This is a genomic window from Allobosea sp. WAO (genome assembly GCF_001509835.1).
Classification (GTDB): domain Bacteria; phylum Pseudomonadota; class Alphaproteobacteria; order Rhizobiales; family Beijerinckiaceae; genus Allobosea.
In genome coordinates, this window is the sequence record NZ_JXTJ01000003.1 from 517,160 (window position 1) to 537,915 (window position 20,756).

The window sequence follows — 20,756 nt, forward strand, 5'->3', positions numbered from 1 at the left end:
GCAAATCCGCCGCCTGGCAAAACGCGCAGCGCGCGAGGCTCAGGCCGAAGGCGCTTCCTCGGCCGTCGGATAGATCGAGGCGATCAGTCCACGCCCGGCCTCGCCGCGCAGTTTGAGCGGCCGCGCCGCGTCGATCCGCAGCGCCTGGTCGTGCGCGAGCGGGGTCGGGCTGCCCTCGACCTCGAAGGCGAGCGGGCCGGCCGCCGCGTAGATGATATGCGTGCCTGGCTGGAGGAAGAGCGCCGAGCCTTCCTGCAGAACAGCGAGCCCGATCCTGGCGAGGCTGCGGTCGGCGATCAGGTTGACGACCTCCACCGGCCCGTCCTCGAGCCGGCTGACGATGCTGAGGCCGCCATCATAGGCGATCGGACGGAACGGCTCGCGCAGGTCGATCTCGCCGCCGGGCGTGTCGAGCACCAGCCCCCGGCCGGCGACCACGACCTGCTGGCGATCATGGCCCGTGAGGTCGGAGAAGGGCGCCGGCGTCACGATCGCCGTGCGGCCGAGCCGCCAGACCAGCCCGTTCCAGGAGCCGGCGACCGCATCGTCGCGATAGCGCGCGGCGATGTCGATCGTGACACCGCCGCCGTTCTTCCAGGGCGCGCGCCCGTAATCGGCCGGGTCGAGCCGCGTCAGCGCAAGGCCGTCGGGCAGCGAGCGATCAGATGAAGTCGTCGTCGGGTGCGGGAGCATCCGTCTCCAGGAGCGGTTCGTTCGATGGGTTGCGGTTCAGCACCACCACCGTCGTGCCGGTCGGCACCCGGCTGTGCAGGTCGATGATGTCCTGATTGAACAGGCGGATGCAACCGGAAGACACGGCCTTGCCGATCGACCACGGCTCGCTGGTACCATGGATGCGGTAGAGCGTGTCCTGGCTGCCCTGGTAGAGGTAGAGCGCGCGCGCGCCGAGTGGATTCTCCAGCCCGGCGGCCATGCCGCCGGCCCAGCGCGCATTCCTTTCCGGTTCACGCTTGATCATCGCCGCCGTCGGGGTCCAGCGCGGCCAGGCCGCCTTGCGCGCGACGGTGGCGCGGCCACGCCAGGACATGCCCTGCTTGCCGACGCCGATGCCGTAGCGGATGGCGCGGCCGTTCTCGCGCACGAGGTAGAGATAGCGCGCGGAGGTGTCGACGATGATCGTGCCGGGCGCCTCATTGGTGCGGTAGTTCACTTCCTGGCGCAGAAAGCGGGTCTCGACCTCGGAAATATCGGTTGCCGGCAGCGGAAAGCTCTCGTCCGGCCGCTCATCATACATCGACAGGAAAGCTGCGTTGTGATGGATCGCTCCCTTCACTTCATAGGGCTGCTGCGACGTGCTGATGCAACCAGTCAGCGCGACCGGCGCGAACGCGGAGGCGAGGGTAACGAACCGACGGCGGGAGAGCAGGGCGGAGGCGGCAGGCTGGCGGGAGGGCATGAACTCGGCTCTTGGTGCGAAACTACGGGCGATAACATTCGATTTGCCGGCTGGTTCCAACGAACTACGGCCGGCGGACGTCTTTCACTTCACGGCTTCGCATGGCGCTCGGGTGAAGACGAGATGGCGAAATCAAGGCGGCTGCAATGCGTGTCTTCGTTGCAACAGTCGTGCATGCGCTCAGTGCATGACCGAGCGGGAGGCTGACGCCATTGCCAAGGCCAGACGGGCGAGCTGAACCGTATTGCGAGGAAGATGGGCTGCTCCGACTTGAATTGCCCAAGATGTAAGCAATTTTAAGCTGAACTTAAGCGTTTCCGGCAATGTTTTGTTTCGCCGTTTGGACGTTAGGCGCATTCCGCGTCCAAAATGCTGTTGTTTCTCGGGCACGGCGAGCTCGGGCTGGGGACGTAAGACGCGATGAAATCGATCCGCTTCAAGATACTGGCCATGCTCGGCATCATAGCCTTGGGTTCGGTGCTTTCGGCTGGCCTCAGCCTCTATGCGCTTTCGCGCTCCCAGGACCTCAATGCGCGGTCTGACGTGCAGGGTGAGATCACCTTGCTGACCGAACGAATCAACACGAATGTCTTCGCCGTGGTGATGGATTCCCGCGGCATCTACATGTCGAAGACTGCCAAGGAGGCCGAGCCCTTCGCCAAGACGAAGGAGGCGCGCTTCCCGGTGATGCGCAAGCTCGCCGCCGATCTCGTCGCCCGCGTGCCGGTTTCCGAAAAGGAAGGCGCCCTGAAGGTTCAGAAGTCGGTCGACGAGTTCATCGCCTTCCGTGCCGAGACGATCAGGCTCGGACGTGAGGTTTCGACCGCTGCGGCGGACGAACAGGGCAATAACGACCTCAACCGTGCCAATCGTCGGGCCCTGAACGACAATCTCGTCGCCTTCGCCAAGCGCAACGAGGCGGTCGGTGAGGCACTTGCCGAGGAAGCGGCGAGCTTCACCCGGCAGGTCCAGTGGATTCTGCCGGTGGTACTGCTCTCGACCCTGCTCGCCTCGTTCGCTGCCGCCATGCTCTTCGCGCAGCGCTCGATCACGCGGCCGCTGCTCGATCTCGGCGGCGCGATGGACCGCGTCACGGCCGGCGACACGCAGATCGAGGTTCCTCATACCAAGCGTGCGGACGAGATCGGCGCCATGGCGCGCGCCCTCGCGGTCCTGCGCCAGAGCACCGAGCAGGTCGCGCTCCTGCAGGCGCAGGAGAGGGCGGCCGCCGAAGAGCGCCTCGCGCGGGCCGAATCGATGGCTCTCGTCGTCTCGGATGTCGGCACCGTGGTCGCTGCTGCGGCGGCCGGCGATTTCTCGGCGCGCCTTGCGCTCGACGACGCCGATGCGGAGATGGCGAAGCTCGTCGCAGGGATCAATGAGATCAACCGCGTTGTCGACGCGGCGACGACCGAGTTCGCCGAGGCGCTGCAGGCGATCGCCGCCGGTGACCTGACCCACCGGGTCGACAGCGCCTATCGCGGCCGCTTCGCCGATCTCAAGGACGCGATCAACCAGACCGGCGAGAAGCTCTCGCAGACGCTGCGCACCATCCAGGCGACCGCCGGGGATGTCGGGCTCTCTGCCCGCGAGATCGCGACCGGGGCGGACGATCTCTCGAAGCGCACCGAGGAGCAGGCCTCGTCGCTGGAGGAGAGCGCCGCCACGACCGAAGAGCTCGCGGCTTCCGTCAAGGCCTCGGCGCAGGCCTCCCAGCAGGGCGTCGTCCTGGCGGGCGAGGCCATGCAGGTCGCCCAGGACGGCGGCGGCATCGTCAACGAGGCGGTGTCGGCGATGGCGCGCATCGAAGAGGCCTCGAAGAAGATCTCGGACATCATCCGAGTGATCGACGACATCGCCTTCCAGACTAATCTGCTCGCGCTCAACGCCGCGGTGGAAGCAGCGCGGGCCGGCGATGCCGGCAAGGGCTTTGCGGTCGTCGCCTCGGAGGTGCGTACGCTGGCACAGCGTTCGGGCGAGGCGGCCAAGGATATTTCCGGGTTGATCTCCTCCTCGAACGCCGAAGTCGAGGCCGGCGTGAAGCTGGTGCGCCAGGCCGGCGATGCGCTCACCCGCATCGTCGAGGCCTCGCGCAAGGTCCAGGCCACGGTGTCGGAAGTCGCGGCCGCTTCGGCGGAACAGGCCAACGGTATCGAGGAAATGAGCCAGACCGTGGCGCATATGGACGAGATGACCCAGCAGAACGCCGCCCTGGCCGAGCAGAGCGCGGCTTCGGCGGGCTCGCTCTCGGGCAAGATCGGCGAGCTCAACGCCCTGGTCGCGAGCTTCCGCACCGGCGGGTCGGCCTCGGTAGCGCCATTCGCGGCGCCGCAGTCCCGCCCTGCAGCCGCTGCCGCGAGCGAGACCGATAGCGAGCCGCAGCGCCTGCGTCAGCTCGCCGAGGCCGCCTTCGCCCAGCAGAAGGTGGCTCCGCGCCGCGAGCCGCGTCCGGCCGCACCAATGCGCAAGGTCGCCAATTCCCGCCAGGGCGATGCCGGTTGGGAAGAATTCTGAGGTGCGACAGGCCGGTTCCTGATCGAGCCGGCCCAAGCCTCAAGCAAAAGCTGATCGAGGGCCGCTCCCACCGGGAGCGGCCTTTTTTTCATGCTGGAAGCCGTGCCGGCTGTCTGACCCCGGCCGAGTCTCGTCGTTATCGCCGAGGACAGCGCCGCAGGGGAGGCGGCCTCGCCGCAGGATCAGCTAGCGTCGGTGGCCGTCGCCGCCCGGACCAGGCCGAGGCGCTCGCGGGCGAACCAGCGCGTCAGCATCAGCACGGCGACGATCGCAAGACCGGTCGCGAGACCAATCCAGATGCCGATGCCGGCGAGTGGCGTCAGGAAACCGAGCGCCGCCGAGAGCGGCAGGCCGATGCCCCAATAGCCGAGGCCGGCGAAGAGCATCGGCACGCGCGTGTCGCGAAGCCCGCGCAGGATCGAGACGCCGACCACCTGGATGCCGTCGACGATCTGGAAGATCGCTGCATAGAACAGGAACAGCATGGCGAGCTGCGCCACCTCGGCGGCGCGCGGTTTGCTGGCGTCGAGGAACGGCACGACGAGCCAGTGCGGGACCAGCAGCATCAGCAGCGCGGTGAAGCACATGAAGGCGGTTGCGAGCACGAGCGCGGTCGCGCCGGCCCGGGCAATGCCCTCCCTGTCGCCGGCGCCGAAGGCATGCCCGACCCTGACCGTTCCGGCCTGACCGATGCCCATCGGCACCATGAAGCACAGCGAGGCGATCTGGATCGCGATGGCATGGGCGGCGAGCGAGGTCGGGCCGAGCAGTCCCATCAGGAAGGCGGCGCCGTTGAAGATCCAGACCTCGAAGCCGACGGTGATCCCGATCGGCAGGCCCATCCGCCAGAAGGCGCGGTAGCGGCTCCAGTCCGGCCGCCAGAAGCGCCCGAACAGGTGGTAGCGCCTAAAGCGCCGGTCGAGCGAGACCACCATGGCGAGGCCGGCGAACATCAGGGTCGAGGCCAACGCCGTCGCCATTCCGGAGCCGGGCAGGCCGAGCGCCGGAAAACCGAGCCGCCCGAACATCAGCACCCAGTTGGCGAAGGCATTGAAGCAGACCGCGAAGAGCACGGTCACGAAGACCCAGAACGGGCGCTGCAGCGCCGCCAGGAAGCCGCGCAGCACAAGGTAGAGATAGAAGGGCAGGAGGCCCCATTGCAGCGTATGCAGATAGGAGGCGGCGGCCTTCGCCAGCGCCGGGTTCTGGCCCATCGCGGTGAGGATCGTCTCGGCCTGCCAGAGGCAGAGCCACATCGGCCCGGCCATGGTCGCGGCGACCCAGAAGCCCTGGCGCACCGTGCGGCGCACATCGCGCACCGAATGCCGGTTCCGCCCGAGCTCGATAGCGACCATCGGCGCGACAGCCGCCATCACACCGATCCCGAAGATCAGGAAGGCCATATAGAGATTGGAGGCGAGCGCGCCAGCCGCCAGCGAGTCGGGGCCGAGATGGCCCATCATGATCACGTCGGTCGCCGTCATTGCCGTCTGCGCGACATTGGTCAGCACCATCGGCCAGCTCAACGCCAGCATGGCCTTGACCTCGGTGAGCCAGGGGCTCGCCGGCCGCATCGGAAGCGCGATCTGTGACATGGCTGCCTTTTATCTGGGCAGCCAGCCGCTTAACAGCCCCTCTGGTGCCGTGGCAGGCGGCGCCTTGCGCGTGACGCGCCTTCGCTCCGCGCCACGTCGCCGATTCAGCCTCTTGCGCGCGCGGCCCGCTTCCTGCCTGCTGCATGTCCGAACCGATGCCATGCCTGCCACGGAGCGCCGACGAGATGAGCACCAACCTGCGGATCGATGGGGAGCGGCTGGTGTCGCGACTGGCGGAGCTTTCGCGCATTGGCGCGACGCCAGAGGGTGGCTGCCGCCGCCTGGCTCTCAGCGACGAGGACAAGCAGGGGCGCGACTGGCTGGTCGGCCAGCTCCAGGCGCTCGGGCTCGACGTGAAGGTCGACGCCATCGGCAACATCGTCGGCATCCTGAAGGGCCAGGAGGACGGGCCGGCCGTGGTGATGGGCTCGCACATCGACACAGTCGGCACCGGCGGGCGCTTCGACGGGGCGCTCGGCGTGATCGCCGGCGTCGAGGTGCTCGCGGCCTTGCGCGACGCTGGCCTGCAGCCGAAACGCGACATGGCGGTGATCGCCTTCACCAATGAGGAGGGCGCCCGCTTCCATCCCGACATGCTCGGCTCCTATGTCTGGGCCGGCGGCATGAGCGTCGCGGCAGCTCATGCCGAGAAGGACGCGGACGGGGCGGTGCTCGGCACCGAGCTGGCGCGCATCGGCTATCACGGCCCCGAGCAGCCGGGTTTCCTGAAGGCCCATTGCTATCTCGAGATGCATATCGAGCAGGGCCCGGTCCTCGAGAGCGAGGGCGGCGGACTCGGCGCCGTCACCGGCATCCAGGCGATCACCTGGCTCGAACTCACCCTGACCGGGCGGCCTAGCCATGCCGGCACCACGCCGATGCGCTACCGCAAGGATCCCGGCCTCGCAGCCGCCAGGATCAACATATTCGCCAATGAGCTGACCCGCACCATTCCCGGCCAGCTCGCCAATTCCGGAGTGATCCGCGTCCAGCCCGGCAACGTCAACGTCGTGCCCGAGACGGTGGTGATGACGCTCGATCTGCGCAACCCACTGGATGCGCCGCTCGCCGAGGCCGAGGCAGCCGTGCGGAAGTTCTGCGCCGAACTGTCGGCGCGCGACGACATCGCGATCAGCTTCCGCGATCTCGCCCGCTTCCCGGCGACGCCCTTCGCCGAGGAGTTGATCGCCAGCGTCGAGGCGAGCGCCGCCGAGTTCGGCCTGCCGATCCGCCGGATGATCTCGGGCGCCGGCCATGACGCGCAGATGATGTCGCGGCTTTGCCCGACGGCGATGGTCTTCATCCCCTCGATCGGCGGGCTCTCGCACAACCCGGCTGAGCTCAGCACCGACGAGGACATGGTCGCGGGCGCCAATGTCCTGCTCAGCGCCGCATGGCGCGCCGCCAACGCCTGATTGCCAGATTGTTCATGCTCTCCTCCGTCATCCCGGACGCAGCGAAGCGGAGTTCCGGGATCCATCGTAGAGCGCCGAGTTCTACGATGGATCCCGGGTCTGCGCGGCTGAAGCCGCTTGCCCAGGATGACGGTGAGGTTTCGATTCGATCCTTCTAACGGGTATTGCCATGACCGCCATCGCCTCCCTTTCCGCCGCCGAACTCGGGCCGCTCTACGCCTCCCGCGAGCTCTCACCCGTCGAGGTCGCCAGGGAGGCGCTGGCGCGCATCGAGCGCTTCGAGCCGCAGGTCAACGCCTTCGTCGTGCGCGACGACAAGGTTCCGCTCGCCATGGCCGAGGCTGCTGAGGCGCGCTGGCTGAAGAGCGAGGCGCTCGGGCCGCTCGATGGCGTGCCGGTGACGATCAAGGACAATCTCGGCGTCGCTGGCTGGCCGATGCGCCGTGGCTCGGCGGTCGCCTCGGACGCGCCTTTTGCCGCCGATTCGCCTGCCGTCGCCCGCCTGCGCGAGGCCGGCTGCGTCTTCCTCGGCAAGACCAGCATGCCGGAATATGGCTGGAAGGGCGTCGGCGATTCGCCGCTCTCGGGCATCACCCGCAATCCCTGGGACATTGCGACCGGTCCGGGCGGCTCGTCCTCGGGCGCGGCCGTGGCAGCTGCGCTCAATCTCGGCTGCATTCATCTCGGCACTGACGGTGCCGGTTCGGTGCGCATCCCTGCCGCCTTCACCGGCGTCTTCGGCCTCAAGCCGAGCTATGGCCGGGTCCCGGCCTGGCCGATCTCGGTCATGGGATTCCTCGCCCATCTCGGCCCGCTGACGCGCACGGTGCGCGACGCCGCGCTGGCGATGAACGCGATCGGCCGGCCGGACGAACGCGACATGACTGCGATGCCGGATATGCCGTCTGATTTCACCGATGGCCTCGAGGCCGGCGTGCGCGGGCTGCGTATCGCTTGGTCGCCCAGGCTCGGGATCGACGTGCCTGTAGATCCGGAGATCGCGGCGCTCACGCACAGCGCAGCCCTGGCCTTTCGCGAACTAGGCGCCAGCGTCGAGGAGGTCGATCCGGGCTTTGAAGATCCGATCGATACGCTGATGACGCTCTGGTCGGCTGGCGCAGCGCTCGCCTTGCGCAGCGCCGGACCAGAGGCACGCGCGCAGATGGATCCCGGCCTTGTTGCGGTTGCGGAAGCCGGCGAGCGCATCGATGGCGCCACCTATGTCGACGTGCTGCTCAACCGCCGCAATGCGCTGGCGCTGCACATGGCGCAATTTCATGCACGCTTCGACCTGCTGCTGACCCCGACCCTGCCGCTGCCCGCCTTCGCCGTCGGGCGAAACACGCCGGCCGATGGCGCCTATGGCGAGGACTGGACCCGCTGGACCCCGTTCACCTACCCGTTCAACATCACCCAGGCCCCGGCTGCTTCGGTGCCCTGCGGCCTCACCACGGCCGGGTTGCCTGCCGGTTTGCAGATCATCGGACCCTACGGAAGCGATTTTCTGGTGATGCAGGCGGCGGCTGCATTCGAGGCCCTACGCCCCTTCGCACGCGTCGATGCGCCGATTGAAACGGTTTAGGTAGGCTTCGCGCAATTTTTTGCCGGATAGTATCTGGCTTGCGCATTATTCCGCGATGTCGGCGCTGCGAGGCGCCGATATCTGCGCTCTGGCACGAACCCTGCAGGCTCTCTTGCCGTCGCGGACGGTTCGCGGAGCGTGTTGTCAGAGCGGATTTTTCCGCACACACTCGCCCCAAGGTCGCCCGCAAGAGGTGGCCGTATCAGGGGAGAGATTGATGGACCGCAGAAGTTTTCTGAAGTCTGCCGCAGGGACGGGCGTGCTTGCCGCTTCCGGGGGGCTCGCAATGCCGGCCCTCTCTCAGGGCGCCGCCGCCAAGACCCTGCGCTTCGTGCCGCAAGCCAACCTCGCGAATTTCGACCCGATCTGGGGAACCCAATACGTCGTCCGCAACGCTGCCGCGCTGGTCTGGGACACGCTCTACGGCATCGATTCCAAGTTCCAGCCGCAGCGCCAGATGGTCGAGGCCGAGGAGGTCTCCGCCGACGGCCTGACCTGGACCTTCAAGCTCCGCCCCGGCCTCAAATTCCATGACGGCACCCCGGTCCTCGCCAAGGACGTGGTGCAGAGCCTGAAGCGCTGGCAGGCCCGCGATCCGATGGGCCTGATGATCCGGGCGATCGAGAACGAGCTCACCGCCGTCGACGACAGGACCTGGAAATGGGTGCTGAAGCAGCCCTATCCGAAGATGCTGCTGGCGCTCGCCAAGAACAACGCGCCGTGCTCCTTCATCATGCCGGAGCGCATCGCCAAGACCGATCCGTTCACGCAAATCACCGAATATGTCGGCTCCGGCCCGATGAAGTTCGCCCGCGGCGAATGGGTTCCCGGCGCCAAGGCGGTGTTCGAGAAGTTCGCCGACTACGTGCCGCGCTCTGAGCCAGCCGACTGGCTCGCCGGCGGCAAGAAGATGCTGGTCGACCGCATCGAATGGGTGATCATGCCCGACGCGGCGACGGCCGCCGCCGCGCTGCAGAACGGCGAGGTCGACTGGTGGGAGACCCCGCTCTCCGATCTGGTGCCGATCCTGAAGGCCAACGCCAACATCAATGTCGATATCGGCGATCCGCTCGGCAATATCGGCGCTTTCCGCATGAACCACCTGCACCCGCCCTTCAACAATGTGAAGGTGCGCCAGGCGGTCCTGACGGCGATGAACCAGGAAGACTACATGCGCTCGATCGTCGGCGACGACGACAAGCTCTGGAAGCCGCTGCCCGGCTTCTTCACCCCTGGCACGCCCCTCTACACCGAAGAGGGCGGGGCGATGCTGAAGATGAAGAACATCGAGGCCGCCAAGAAGCTCCTGGCCGAGTCCGGCTACAAGGGCGAGCCTGTGATCTGTGTCGTCGCGCAGGACATGTCGGCGACCAAGTCGATGGGCGACGTCACGGCCGAACTGCTGAAGAGCATCGGCATGAAGGTCGAGTTCGTCGCCACCGACTGGGGCACGGTCGGGGCGCGCCGCGCCCAGAAGACCCCGCCGGGGCAGGGCGGCTGGAGCATGTTCCACACCTGGCACGCCGGGGCGGACTGCCTCAACCCGTCCTCCTACACCGCGATCCGCGCCAATGGCGACAAGGCCTGGTTCGGCTGGCCGGACGTGCCGGCGGTCGAGACCGAGGTCACCAACTGGTTCAACGCCAAGGACGTGGCCGAGGAGAAGGCTGCGATGGCCCGCCTGAACAAGGCCGCCGTCGAGAACGTCGTCTACGCGCCGACCGGCTTCTATCTCGGCTACCAGGCCTGGCGGAAGAACGTCACCGGTGTCGTCAGCGGCCCGCTGCCCTTCTTCTGGAACGTCGCGAAGGCCTAGGCCGCCGCCGACCCCGCCCGGCTCGTCGCCCGGGGCAGACGTCAGAATGCCGCTCGTCGGACCGGTTGGAATTTCTCCAGTTCCAGCCGGCCCGGCGCCCGCACTCGAATAAAAGTTCGCAATGCTCGCTTTTATCGTCCGACGTATCATCACGACGATCCCCGTCATGGCCTTCGTGGCGCTCTTCGTCTTCTCTCTGCTCTATATCGCGCCGGGTGATCCCGCCGCCGTGATCGCCGGAGACCAGGCCTCGCCTGCCGATGTCGAGCGCATCCGCGCCAGTCTCGGCCTCGACCGGCCCTATCTCGTCCGCTTCGGCGAATGGTTCTTCCGGGTTCTCCAGGGCGACCTCGGAACCTCGATCTTCACCTCGCTCCCCGTCACCCAATTGATCGCCCAGCGCATCGAGCCGACGCTCTCGCTGATGGTGCTGACGCTGATCCTGGCGGTTTCGATCGCCGTGCCGCTCGGCGTCGTCGCTGCCTGGAAGGCCGGTACTTGGGTTGACAGGGCGGTGGTCGGCTTCGCGGTGCTCGGCTTCTCCGTGCCGGTCTTCGTGATCGGCTACCTGCTCGCCTACACCTTCGCGCTGAAGCTCGATTGGGTGCCGGTGCAGGGCTACACGCCGATCTCGCAGGGGCTCTGGCCCTGGTTCAAGAATCTGATCCTGCCCGCGATCACGCTCGGCACCGTCTACATCGCCCTGATCGCCCGCATCACCCGCGCCACCATGCTCGACGTGCTGCAGCAGGACTACATCCGCACCGCCCGCTCCAAGGGCGTGGCTCAGAACAGCATCCTCTTCCTGCACGCGCTGAAGAACGCGGCTGTACCGATCATCACCATTATCGGCATCGGCGTCGCGCTGCTGATCGGCGGCGCGGTGGTGACCGAGAGCGTCTTCGCCATTCCCGGCCTCGGACGCCTCACGCTCGATGCGATCCTGCGTCGCGACTACCCGGTCATCCAGGGCGTCGTGCTGATCTTCTCCTTCGTCTACGTGCTGGTGAACCTGGCCATCGACCTGATCTACACGCTCGTCGACCCGAGGATACGCTATTGACCGTGCAGCAATCCGCCCCGGTTCCGGGCGACCTCGCGGTCGCTCCCGAACTGCCCGACGTGCTCAAGCCCAGGAAGCCGCTGACCGGCTTCACCGGCTTCCTGCGCAAGAACCCGTCCATCACTATCGGCGGCTTCCTGCTGCTGATCATGTTCTTCATCGCCCTGTTCGCGCCCTGGCTCGGCACCGTCGACCCGACAGCGATCTCGACGGCGCGGCGTACCCGCGTGCCCTCCGAGCTCTACTGGTTCGGCACCGACATGCTCGGCCGCGACATCTATTCGCGCGTCATGTACGGCGCGCGGGTCTCGCTGCTGGTCGGCTTCAGCGTCGCGATCCTGGCCTCGGTGGCGGGGCTGATCATCGGCCTTTTCTCCGGCTTCGTCCGCTGGGCCGACGGCATCATCATGCGGATCATCGACGGCATGATGTCGATCCCGCCGATCCTGCTCGCCATCGCGCTGATGGCGCTGACCCGCGGCTCGGTGCAGAACGTCATCATCGCCATCACCATCGCCGAGATTCCGCGCGTCGCGCGCCTAGTGCGTGGTGTCGTGCTGTCGCTGCGCGAGCAGCCCTATGTCGATGCGGCGATCGCCGCCGGCACGCGCACGCCGATGATCGTCTTCCGCCACATCCTGCCCAATACGCTGGCACCGATGAGCGTGCAGGCGACCTATATCTGCGCCAGCGCGATGATCGTCGAGGCGATCCTGTCCTTCATCGGGGCGGGCGTGCCGCCGGCGACGCCGTCCTGGGGCAATATCATGGCGGAGGGGCGTGCGCTCTGGCAGGTCCGTCCGCACATCATCCTCTTCCCCGCCATCTTCCTCTCGCTGACCGTCCTTGCCGTGAACATGCTCGGCGACGGCCTGCGCGACGCGCTCGACCCGCGCATGGCGAAAAGGCTCTGACGATGGCCCTGCTCGAGATCGACAAGCTCCAGACCCATTTCCGCACGCCAGACGGCATCAACCGCGCCGTCGACGGGGTCTCCTTTTCCATCGAGGCGGGGCAGACGCTCGCCGTGGTCGGCGAGTCCGGCTGCGGCAAGTCGGTCACCGCCATGTCCATCCTGCGGCTGATCCCGGAGCCGCCCGGCAAGATGGCCGGCGCCATCCGATTCCAGGGGCGGAACCTTCTGGAATGCTCGGATGCCGAGATGCGGCAGATCCGCGGCAACGAGATCTCGATGATCTTCCAGGAGCCGATGACCAGCCTCAACCCGGTGCTGACCGTCGGCCGCCAGATCGGCGAGACGCTCAGGCTGCACCAGAACATGTCCAAGGCGCAGGCGACCGAGCGCGCCGTCGAGATGTTGCAGCTCGTCGGTATTCCCGAGCCCCGTCGACGCGTCGCGGAGTACCCGCATCAGCTCTCCGGCGGCATGCGCCAGCGCGTGATGATCGCGATCGCACTCGCCTGCTCGCCCAAGCTTCTGATCGCCGACGAGCCGACGACGGCGCTCGACGTCACCATCCAGGCCCAGATCCTCGACCTGATGCGCGATCTCAAGGCCCGCGTCGGCGCCGCGATCATGCTGATCACCCATGATCTCGGCGTCGTCGCCGAGGTCGCCGACCAGGTCGTGGTGATGTATGCCGGCCGCAAGGTCGAGGAAGCGCCGGTCGGCGAGCTCTTCGCCAATCCGCGCCATCCCTATACGCAAGGCCTGCTCGGCGCCGTGCCGAAGCTGGGCTCCTCGCTCACGGGGCATACCGAGCGCCTCTCCGAAATCCCCGGCCTGGTGCCGAGCCTGAAGAAGCGGATCGACGGCTGCGTCTTCGCCGGCCGCTGCCCGAAGGCCACCGATCTCTGCCGCCAGGTCGCGCCCGGCCTCGAACTCAAGGCCGCCGGTCATATCGCCGCCTGCCATTATGCGCCGAAGGACGCGGTCGCGGCATGAGCACGACCCAGCCCATCCTCCAGGTCAACGACCTCAAGAAGCATTATCCGATCCGCGGCGGCCTGCTCTCCGGGATCACGGCGAATGTCTACGCCGTCGACGGCGTCTCCTTCGAGATCGCCAAGGGCGAGACGCTGTCGCTGGTCGGCGAATCCGGCTGCGGCAAGTCGACGGTCGGCAAGGCGATCCTGCGTCTGTTCGACATCACCTCCGGCGAGGTGGTGCTTGACGGGCAGCGCATCGACCAGCTTTCCACCGGCAAGCTCCGGCCGCTGCGCCAGCGCGTCCAGGTCGTGTTCCAGGACCCGTTCTCCAGCCTCAACCCGCGCATGCGCGTCCGCGACATCCTGGCCGAGCCGATCACCAATTTCGGCATCGTTCAGGGCAAGGAGGCTGTCACCGAGCGCACCATGGCGCTGATGGACAAGGTCGGCCTGCCACGGGACGCGGTGAATCGCTGGCCGCACGAGTTCTCCGGCGGCCAGCGCCAGCGCATCGGCATCGCCCGGGCGCTCGCCGCCGAGCCGGAGCTGATCATCTGCGACGAGGCGGTCTCGGCGCTCGACGTCTCGGTCAAGGCGCAGATCGTCAACCTGCTCTGCGACCTGCAGAAGGAGCTCGGCCTGGCCTTGCTCTTCATCAGCCACGACCTCGCCATCGTCGAGCACATGACCCACCGCGTTGCGGTGATGTATCTCGGCAAGATCGTCGAGATGGGTACCAAGGAGCAGATCTTCGGCGCGCCGCGTCATCCCTATACGGTGGCGCTGCTCTCGGCGGTGCCGGTGCCGGATCCGAAGGTGCGGCGCGAGCGCATCCTGCTCAAGGGCGACGTGCCGAGCCCGATCAATCCGCCCAAGGGCTGCCGCTTCAACACGCGCTGTCCTTACGTCTTCGACCGCTGCCGTTCGGAGGAGCCGGCCCTGCGGCCAATGGCGCAGGGCCATGTCGCGGCCTGCCATCTGCACGACCTGCCGGCCGCGGATAACCCGCTCCTGAAGCAGGCCGCGCCTGCGCTCGCCGACGCTTGACCGAGAGGCCGCGCGAGGCCGACGATCCGCCCATGCCAGACCCCAGCTCAGACCCCTCCGGTCCCGATTTCCTCATCAATCCGCGGCTCGATCGGAGGGCGCCTTACGGCGAGGATCTGCGCGCGATCCTCTCCCTTGAGAAGGGCCGCGCCGCCCACAAGGCGATCTCTGCCTGGGACGGCTATGCGCCGACGCCGCTGCGCGATCTTCCGGCCATCGCCGATGCGCTCGATCTCGGGCAGGTCCTCTACAAGGACGAGGGCGGCCGCTTCGGCTTGCGGAGCTTCAAGGCGCTCGGCGGCGCCTATGCAGTCGACCGGCTGCTGGCGGCGCGTGGCCCGGAGGGACTGACGGTTGCTTGCGCGACCGACGGCAATCACGGCCGCTCGGTCGCCTGGGGCGCCCGCCGCGCCGGCGTCAAGGCGGTGATCTACATCCACGGGAACGTCAGCGAGGGCAGGGCGGAGGCGATCCGCTCCTTAGGCGCCACCGTCGTCCGTGAGGGCCGCAATTACGACGACAGCGTTCGCGCCTGCGCGCAGGCTGCGAAGGCCAATGGCTGGCAGATCGTCTCCGACACCTCCTGGCCCGGCTATGAGCAGGTGCCGAAGGACGTGATGCAGGGCTATTCTGTCCTTTCCAACGAGGTCGAGGCGCAGGGCGCGCGCCCGACCCATGTCTTCGTCCAGGGCGGCGTCGGCGGCATCGCGGCGGCCGTGCTGTCCGATAGCTGGGAGCGCCATGGCGCCGCGCGGCCGGTCTTCGTGGTGGTCGAGCCGGAGAATGCTGCCTGCCTGCTTGAGTCGGCCAGGGCCGGGGCGGTCACCGCGGTTGGCGGCGATCTCGAGACGATCATGGCCGGTCTTGCCTGCGGCGAGCCCTCGATCCTGGCCTGGCGCATCCTCCAGCCTGGTGCCGACGCCTTCATGACGGTGCGCGATGCGGCCGCAGCCGATGCGATGCGCCAGCTCGCGATGCTTGGCGTGGTCGGCGGCGAATCCGGTGTCGCCGGGCTCGCCGGCCTGATCAAGGCGGCGCGCGATCCGGCCCTGCGCAGCGCGCTTGGCCTCGACGCCTCGTCCCGCGTGCTCTGCTACGGCACCGAGGGCGCGACCGATCCGGACGTCTACCGTGCCATCGTCGGCCGCAGCGCCGAGGAGGTCGGCCGTGCTGCCTGAGGGCGGAGCGGCGGCGCGCGGTCTTGCCCCGCGATCAACGGAGCAGGTCGACGACGCTCTCGCCGGAGGCGGCATCGGTGACGCCGCGCCCGTCGCCCAGATCCTCCAGCGTGTCACGGAAACTGTTGAGCGTGGCGATCATCTCCGGCCGCGCCGATTTCAGCGCCTCCGCGTCGCGCCAGCGGCCGATCAGGCAATAGGCGCGCTCGCCGGTGCGGATCATGTGCCCTTCGGCCAGGCCCGGCCAGGCGGCATTGCCGCCGCGATGCGCTGCGAGAAATTCCTCCTCGCGGCCCGGCTTGATGCGGAACCGCACGACATTGAACGTCGTCATCGCAATGTCCCCGGCGTCGCGACCGTCCGGAAACCGCGAGGCGACCATTCGCGGCGGTGCCGGCGAGCGACAAGGCGATGCTACGCCCGCCTCCATGGCCCCGCAATCGGCGCAGAAGCGGCGCCGGAGCAGCCCCGTGTCATCTTCGAAGTAGCCCTAAGGAGGGGCTGGGCATGAGCCGTATCCTGACCGTCGCCGCCGCCCAGCTCGGCCCGATCCACCGCGATGAGAGCCGCGCCTCGGCCGTCGCCCGGATGATCGCGCTGATGCGCCAGGCCAAGGCCAATGGCTGCGACCTCGTCGTCTTCCCGGAGGCGGCGCTGACCGCCTTCTTCCCGCATTGGTGGATGGAGGACGAGGCCGAGATCGACTCCTATTTCGAGAGCGCCATGCCCTCGAACGAGACCGCGCCTCTCTTCGCCGAAGCTGCGAAGCTCGGCATCGGCTTCCATCTCGGCTATCCCGAGCTCGCTCACGAGGACGGCCGCAAGCGCCGTTTCAACACCGCGGTCCTGGTCGACAAATCGGGCGCGATCGTCGGCAAGTACCGCAAGATCCATCTGCCCGGCCATCCCGAGCACCGCCCCGATGCGGTCTTCCAGAATCTCGAGAAGCGCTATTTCGAGACCGGTAATCTCGGCTGGCCGGTCTGGGAGACCATGGGCGGGCGCATCGGCATGATGATCTGCAACGACCGGCGTTGGCCCGAGAGCTACCGCGTCATGGGCCTGCAGGACGTCGAGATGATCGTGCTCGGCTACAATACGCCCAAGCACAACCCGCCGGCGCCCGACCATGACCGGCTCGGCAATTTCCACAACCAGCTCGTCATGCAGGCCGGCGCCTACCAGAACGCGACCTGGGTCGTCGGCGTAGCCAAGGCCGGCCTCGAAGCCGGTGTCGACCAGATCGGCGGCTCCTGCATCATCGCGCCGACCGGCGAGGTGGTGGCGCAGGCGGTCACCGAGGGCGACGAGCTCGTCATCGCCCGCTGCGATCTCGATCTCGGCAAGAGCTACAAGAACTCGACCTTCAATTTCGCGAAACACCGCGAGCCGCAGACCTACGGCATGATCGTAGAGCGCAAGGGCGCGGTGGGGCCGGGTTAGCATGATGGAATCCGCTGCCGGACATGTCCTGCTTGGCTCCGTCGGGGACTACCTGAAGCTCGGGCCTGTCTTGGAAGTGGACGAGTTTGGTTGGGGGCACACGGAAGTCGGCGCCCGTAGCGGCAGGTTTTCGGCCGAGATCGTTTGCCATACCTCGGCGCATGACCTCCGCGCTCTCAGCACAATTTTGCGGACCCAGCACGCGCAGCCGACGCTTCAGCAGAGCTGGAATTCGTGTGACGGTGAGTTGCGACTTGAGTTTAGCGGGGACATTCGCGGCGACGTTCGCGTCGCCATCAGGCTTGCCGATATCGGCGAGCGCGAACGGGTGTTCTCGTACAATCTCGATATAGATCAGAGCTACCTCCCAGCCCTGATCGAGCAGTTATCCCAGATTATTGTCAGTATGCCGGAGACGACCGCATGACCCACGATCTTATTCTCAAGGGCGGCCGGGTCATCGACCCCTCGCAGAAGCATGACGGCGTCCTCGACGTCGCCTTCACCGACGGCAAGGTCTCCGGCTTCGGCAAGGACCTGAAGGGCGCCAAGGAGATCCGCGACGTCTCCGGCTACATCGTCACGCCTGGCCTGATCGACCTGCACACCCATGTCTACTGGGGTGGGACCTCGCTCGGCATCGACGCCGACGAGTTCTGCCGGGTTTCCGGCGTCACGACCTCGGTCGATACCGGCTCGGCCGGACCCGGCAATTGGCCGGGCTTCCGCAAGCACGTCATCGAGAAGAGCCAGGCGCGTATCCTCGCCTATCTCCACGTCTCACATGCCGGCATCTACGGCTTCGACCACCGCGTCATGGTCGGCGAGAGCGGCGACCTCAGGATGATGAACCCGATCGACTGCGTCGAGGTCGCCGACAAGAACCGCGACCTGATCGTCGGCATCAAGGTCCGCGTCGGCCTGCACGCCTCGGGCACCTCCGGCACGGTGCCGCTCAACATCGCGCTGCAGGTCGCCAACGAGGTCGGCATGCCGCTGATGTGCCATATCGACCATCCGCCGCCATCCTATGAGGAAGTCATCGGCATGCTTCGGCCGGGCGACGTGCTGACCCACGCCTTCCGCCCCTTCCCGAACGCGCCCTCGACGGCGCAGGGCACGGTGAAGCCTGAGGTGCTCGCCGCCCGCAAGCGCGGCGTCATCTTCGACATCGGCCACGGCAAGGGCTCGTTCTCCTTCAAGACTACGCGCGCCATGCTGGCCAACGGCTTCGAGCCCGACGTGATCTCCTCGGACGTGCACAAGCTCTGCATCGACGGTCCGGCCTATGACCAGGTCACCACCATGTCGAAGTTCCTCTGCATGGGCATGAGCCTGAACAACGTCATCGCCGCCTCGACGCTGAACGCCGGCATGGCGCTGAAGCGGCCGGAATACGGCTCCCTGCGCGTCGGTTCGCTCGGCGACGCGACGATCCTGACGGTGAAGGAAGGCAAGTTCGACTATGTCGACGTCGTCGGCGAGCACCTGATCGGCGACAGGAAGATCGTTTCCGAAGGCGTGGTGCTGAAGGGCGCCTGGTGGCACCCGAAGCGCAGCAACAAGTTCAGGAAGGTCGCGGCGGCATAGCCGCGGCCCGAGCGTTCCTGCTACACCCGGAACGACTTCCCCGGACGCGGCGCTGAGCGGTGCCTCCGGGGATCGTTCCGGGTAGAAGAAGACGATGACTGCGACTGCTCTCCTTTGGCGCCCCATGGCGCCAGCCGACCTGCCGGGCGTGATGAGCGTCGCGGCAGAAGTCCATCCGGGCTTTCCCGAGGACGAGGCGGTCTTCGCCGAGCGGCTGGTGCTGTCGCCGGCCGGGTGCCTGTCGCTTGTCGATGCCGATAGCGGCCTCGCCGGCTATGTCGTCAGCCATCCCTGGCCCTTGTTGCAAGCGCCGGCGCTGAACAGCCTGCTCGGCGCGATTCCGCCTGATGCCGACGCCTACTACATCCATGACCTTGCTCTGCTGCCCCGTGCGCAGGGCAGCGGCGCGGCGTCGCGCGTGGTCGCGCTGCTGGAAGAGGAGGCGCGCAGGGCCGCGCTTCGTCGGATGGCGCTGATCGCCGTCAACCGCTCGGCCGGCTTCTGGCAGCGCCATGGCTTTCGCCTGACGCATGACGCCTCGCTTGATCGCAAGCTGGCGAGCTATGACGATGACGCCCGCTACATGACTCGCGAACTTTGATGGCCGGTGCCGAGACGGCGCCGGAATCTGCCTGGAGGAAATGCAAATGAGTGCCGAACAGAAGCTCAAGGATCTCGGTTTGAGCCTGCCGGACGTGCCGAGCCCGGTTGCGACCTATGTCAGCTTCAAGCGGGTCGGCGACATGGTCTACCTTTCGGGGCAGGGACCGAAGCGCGCCGACGGCAGCTATCCGACCGGCAAGGTCGGCGCCGACGTCTCGATCGAGGAAGCCTATGAGCATGCCAAGCAGACCGGCCTTGGCCTGCTCGCGGCGATGCAGAAGGCGGCCGGATCGCTTGATAAGGTCGAGGTCATCAAGTTGCTCGGCATGGTCAACGCAGCGCCCGACTTCTCGGATCATCCCAAGGTGATCAATGGCTGCTCGGACCTGTTCGTCGCCGTGCTCGGCGACAATGGCCGCCATGCCCGCTCCGCCGTCGGCATGGGCTCGCTGCCGAACCGTATGACCGTCGAGATCGAAGTGATCATCAAGGTGCTGCCATGACGACTGCGCTCGCTGAGGAAATCGCTCGCGTCTACGGCACGCCGGCCGTCGTCATCGACCTCGACAAGGTCGAGGCCAATATCGCCAGGCTCCAGGCCGCCTGCGACGCTGCCGGCGTCGCCAACCGCCCGCACATCAAGACGCATAAGTCGCCCGAGCTGGCGCGCATGCAGGTCGCGGCCGGCGCACGCGGCATCACCTGCCAGAAGCTCGGCGAGGCCGAGGTCATGGCCGATGGCGGCATCGACGACATCCTGATCAGCTACAACATTCTGGGCGAGGAGAAGCTCGGGCGCCTCGGCGCGCTGCAAAGACGCGTCCGCATGATCGTCGCCGCCGACAATCCCGTCACCATCGCCGGCCTGCCCAAGGCCGCCGAGATCGCCGGGCGCAATCTCGAGGTCGTGGTCGAGTGCGACACCGGCCGCAAGCGCGCCGGCGTCGAGACGCCGGGCGAGGCCGTCGAACTGGCGAAACAGATCGCTGCGTCCAAGGGCCTGACCTTCGCCGGCTTCCTGATGTATCCGCCGGAGACCGGTTGGCCGGCGACGCAGGATTTCCTCGACACCGCCAATGCCGGGCTCCGCGAGGCCGGCCTCGAAGCCGGCATCGTCTCGACCGGCGGCTCGCCCAACATCCCGAATATCGGCAAGCTCAAGGGCTCGACCGAGCATCGCTCGGGCACCTCGATCTTCAATGACCGCATGCAGATCGCGGCCGGGGTGGCGGGGCTGGAGGACTGCGCGCTGACCGTCTACGCGACCGTCGTCAGCCGGGCAGGGCCGGAGCGCGGCATCCTCGATTCCGGCTCGAAGACGCTGACGAGCGACAAGGGCAATCTCGACGGCCACGGCTATATTCTCGAGTACCCGCTGGCCCGGATCGCCCAGTTCGCCGAGGAACACGGCTTCCTCGACCTCTCCGGCAGCAATGAGCGGCCCAATGTCGGCGAGATCGTGCGCGTGGTGCCGAACCATGTCTGCGTCGTCGTCAACATGGTCGACCGTCTGGTGACGGTGCGCGGCGACAAGCTGATCGGCGAATTGCCGGTCGCCGCCCGCGGCAAGTTGACCTGAAAGACGCCTGTTCAGTACCACACC

At 67.2% G+C, this 20,756-nt stretch carries 19 protein-coding genes; 15 read left to right on the plus strand and 4 right to left on the minus strand.

Features of this window, described 5'->3' with window-relative positions:
* Positions 1-39 precede the first annotated feature (39 nt).
* Positions 40-693: a HutD family protein gene (locus DK26_RS04010; RefSeq protein WP_066468502.1), complete on the minus strand. Its 654-nt coding sequence runs from the start codon at positions 691-693 to the stop codon at positions 40-42.
* Entirely contained in the window at positions 662-1,417 is a 756-nt protein-coding gene (locus tag DK26_RS04015) for a L,D-transpeptidase (RefSeq protein ID WP_083532947.1), read from the minus strand. The genes DK26_RS04010 and DK26_RS04015 overlap by 32 nt, the downstream gene beginning before the upstream one ends.
* A gap of 420 nt (positions 1,418-1,837) precedes the next feature.
* On the opposite strand from DK26_RS04015, the gene DK26_RS04020 reads away from it, so the two are divergent.
* Positions 1,838-3,931, plus strand: coding sequence for a methyl-accepting chemotaxis protein (locus DK26_RS04020; protein WP_066468503.1), 2,094 nt, complete (start codon positions 1,838-1,840; stop codon positions 3,929-3,931).
* Between the two features lie 182 nt (positions 3,932-4,113).
* Here the strand turns inward: DK26_RS04020 and DK26_RS04025 are convergent, their stop codons facing one another.
* Positions 4,114-5,526 carry an MATE family efflux transporter gene (locus tag DK26_RS04025; protein WP_066468507.1) on the minus strand — a complete coding sequence of 471 codons (1,413 nt, stop codon included), beginning with the start codon at positions 5,524-5,526 and terminating at the stop codon, positions 4,114-4,116.
* Positions 5,527-5,711: 185 nt separating this feature from the next.
* On the opposite strand from DK26_RS04025, the gene DK26_RS04030 reads away from it, so the two are divergent.
* From DK26_RS04030 to DK26_RS04065, 8 genes are all read left to right on the plus strand, one after another.
* Complete coding sequence (locus DK26_RS04030) at positions 5,712-6,941, plus strand: M20 family metallo-hydrolase (RefSeq protein ID WP_066468509.1); 1,230 nt, start codon at positions 5,712-5,714, stop codon at positions 6,939-6,941.
* A 169-nt stretch (positions 6,942-7,110) separates the two neighbouring features.
* Entirely contained in the window at positions 7,111-8,523 is a 1,413-nt protein-coding gene (locus tag DK26_RS04035) for an amidase (RefSeq protein ID WP_066468512.1), read from the plus strand.
* Between the two features lie 217 nt (positions 8,524-8,740).
* Complete coding sequence (locus DK26_RS04040) at positions 8,741-10,339, plus strand: ABC transporter substrate-binding protein (RefSeq protein ID WP_066468513.1); 1,599 nt, start codon at positions 8,741-8,743, stop codon at positions 10,337-10,339.
* Between the two features lie 121 nt (positions 10,340-10,460).
* Positions 10,461-11,402 (plus strand): ABC transporter permease, encoded by a 942-nt coding sequence (locus DK26_RS04045; RefSeq protein WP_066468514.1) that lies wholly within the window; start codon positions 10,461-10,463, stop codon positions 11,400-11,402.
* A complete protein-coding gene (locus DK26_RS04050) occupies positions 11,399-12,316 on the plus strand; it encodes an ABC transporter permease (protein ID WP_066468515.1) in 918 nt (305 codons plus the stop codon). Before DK26_RS04045 ends, DK26_RS04050 begins: the two co-directional genes overlap by 4 nt.
* A gap of 2 nt (positions 12,317-12,318) precedes the next feature.
* A complete protein-coding gene (locus DK26_RS04055; RefSeq protein ID WP_066468517.1) occupies positions 12,319-13,308 on the plus strand; it encodes an ABC transporter ATP-binding protein in 990 nt (329 codons plus the stop codon).
* Positions 13,305-14,339, plus strand: coding sequence for a dipeptide ABC transporter ATP-binding protein (locus DK26_RS04060; protein WP_066468519.1), 1,035 nt, complete (start codon positions 13,305-13,307; stop codon positions 14,337-14,339). Before DK26_RS04055 ends, DK26_RS04060 begins: the two co-directional genes overlap by 4 nt.
* A 32-nt stretch (positions 14,340-14,371) precedes the next feature.
* The gene (locus DK26_RS04065) at positions 14,372-15,517 is read left to right on the plus strand and encodes a diaminopropionate ammonia-lyase (protein ID WP_066468806.1); all 1,146 of its coding nucleotides are present in this window, start codon (positions 14,372-14,374) and stop codon (positions 15,515-15,517) included.
* Positions 15,518-15,551: 34 nt separating this feature from the next.
* On the opposite strand, the gene DK26_RS04070 is transcribed toward DK26_RS04065, so the two are convergent.
* Positions 15,552-15,851 carry an antibiotic biosynthesis monooxygenase gene (locus DK26_RS04070; protein ID WP_066468808.1) on the minus strand — a complete coding sequence of 100 codons (300 nt, stop codon included), beginning with the start codon at positions 15,849-15,851 and terminating at the stop codon, positions 15,552-15,554.
* A gap of 173 nt (positions 15,852-16,024) precedes the next feature.
* Between DK26_RS04070 and DK26_RS04075 the strand changes: the two genes are divergently transcribed.
* From DK26_RS04075 to DK26_RS04100, 6 genes are all read left to right on the plus strand, one after another.
* Positions 16,025-16,960, plus strand: a complete 936-nt coding sequence (locus DK26_RS04075) for an N-carbamoyl-D-amino-acid hydrolase (protein WP_066468521.1) — start codon at positions 16,025-16,027, stop codon at positions 16,958-16,960.
* A 1-nt stretch (position 16,961) separates the two neighbouring features.
* Positions 16,962-17,387, plus strand: a complete 426-nt coding sequence (locus DK26_RS04080; RefSeq protein WP_066468522.1) for a hypothetical protein — start codon at positions 16,962-16,964, stop codon at positions 17,385-17,387.
* Entirely contained in the window at positions 17,384-18,550 is a 1,167-nt protein-coding gene (locus DK26_RS04085; RefSeq protein WP_066468524.1) for an amidohydrolase/deacetylase family metallohydrolase, read from the plus strand. Before DK26_RS04080 ends, DK26_RS04085 begins: the two co-directional genes overlap by 4 nt.
* A gap of 94 nt (positions 18,551-18,644) precedes the next feature.
* Positions 18,645-19,151 (plus strand): GNAT family N-acetyltransferase, encoded by a 507-nt coding sequence (locus DK26_RS04090; RefSeq protein ID WP_066468526.1) that lies wholly within the window; start codon positions 18,645-18,647, stop codon positions 19,149-19,151.
* Between the two features lie 46 nt (positions 19,152-19,197).
* Positions 19,198-19,656, plus strand: a complete 459-nt coding sequence (locus DK26_RS04095; protein WP_066468527.1) for a RidA family protein — start codon at positions 19,198-19,200, stop codon at positions 19,654-19,656.
* The gene (locus DK26_RS04100) at positions 19,653-20,732 is read left to right on the plus strand and encodes an alanine racemase (protein ID WP_066468529.1); all 1,080 of its coding nucleotides are present in this window, start codon (positions 19,653-19,655) and stop codon (positions 20,730-20,732) included. The genes DK26_RS04095 and DK26_RS04100 overlap by 4 nt, the downstream gene beginning before the upstream one ends.
* Positions 20,733-20,756 lie beyond the last annotated feature (24 nt).